This is a genomic window from Flavobacterium sp., from assembly GCF_040382755.1.
In the GTDB taxonomy this organism is placed as follows: domain Bacteria; phylum Bacteroidota; class Bacteroidia; order Flavobacteriales; family Flavobacteriaceae; genus Flavobacterium.
The window spans coordinates 1-1,133 of record NZ_JBEIET010000291.1 but is presented as its reverse complement, the minus strand read 5'-3'; the positions used below and the strand labels follow the sequence as shown (position 1 = coordinate 1,133).

2 protein-coding genes and 1 pseudogene are annotated in these 1,133 nt (G+C 31.7%); all 3 read right to left on the bottom strand.

What is annotated here, in order from left to right; all coding sequences use genetic code 11:
* Positions 1–360 (bottom strand): prolipoprotein diacylglyceryl transferase family protein (locus ABWO04_RS12080; RefSeq protein WP_353079926.1); only part of this gene is annotated, 360 nt, incomplete at its 3' end.
* A gap of 220 nt (positions 361–580) precedes the next feature.
* Positions 581–802, bottom strand: coding sequence for a membrane protein insertion efficiency factor YidD (gene yidD, locus ABWO04_RS12075; RefSeq protein WP_353079925.1), 222 nt, complete (start codon positions 800–802; stop codon positions 581–583).
* Positions 803–845: 43 nt separating this feature from the next.
* A pseudogene (locus ABWO04_RS12070) lies at positions 846–1,133 on the bottom strand (cysteine--tRNA ligase); the annotation flags it as partial.

Here is a 1,133-nt window from a genome sequence, read left to right as displayed (position 1 = left end):
TTTTGTTTTTATGTAATACATCGTAACAATAATAGCTATTGCTGCACCATGACTGGCTAATCCACTAAAACCTGTAAAATGTAATTCTGGTTTTGTGCTTATAGGTAATAAAACACTTAAAGGGTCTTGTGAGAATAATTCAGGTTGATAAAAAATCACGTGTCCTAAACGTGCACCAAGCATTGTAGCTACTATAGTGTACACAAATAAATTATCTAATTTTTCTATAGACTCTTTTTCTCTTTGGAAGATAAATTTAGTAATGTACCAGCCCAAAGCAAAAGCAGTTACCCACGTTAAGCTGTAAAAACGAATCATGAAAAAACCTAAATCGATGCCTTCTGTTGGATTCCAAATCATAATTTTTTAGTTTAAATGTTTATAGGTTTAAAAGTTTAAAAGGATTTTCGAATCTTCTTTTTTATAAGTTTAATTTTTTATATTTATTTATGTTGCTTTCGAGAGCCTCAAGCAACGGTTACTTTTGAGAGCTTCTTAAACCGCTGATTTCGAGAGCCTCAAGCAACGGTTACTTTCGAGATTTTTAAGCAACGGTGACTGAGGCACTCGAAGTCACTTTTTAAGGAACTGGATCGTAACCGCTTTTTCCCCATGGGTGACAACTTGTAATTCTTTTTATAGCGAGCCAACTTCCTTTTAAAATGCCATGTTTTTCTAATGCTTCTTTACTGTAACTCGAACAAGTAGGGGCAAATCTACAAGTTGCCGGCGTTAAAGGCGAAATTACAATCTGATAAAACCGAATAATTACTATAAATGGAAAAATGATTAGTTTCTTCATAATTTTATTTCGTAATCGTAAATCCCAATTCGTAAATCAGAAATTACAACGTAAAACTCGTTCCTTCTTTACCGTCTTTTAACTGAATGTCTAAAACAGCTAATTTATCTCTAATTTCATCAGATAAAGCCCAATTTTTATTGGCTCTTGCTTCCATTCTCATTTCAATTAGCATTTCGATAACACTTCCTAATTTATTGTTATTTCCTTCAGCTTTTTTATTTGTTAATCCTAAAACATCAAAAACAAAACTTTCTAATGTGGTTTTTAATTCTGTTAAATCCGTTTCAGAAATTGTTTCTTTTTTGTCGTTTAATAGATTTATGATTCT

Coding starts and splice junctions, on each gene's coding strand:
- yidD (WP_353079925.1), bottom strand. CDS start 802: ATGAAGAAACTAATCATTTTTCCATTTATAGTAATTATTCGGTTTTAT.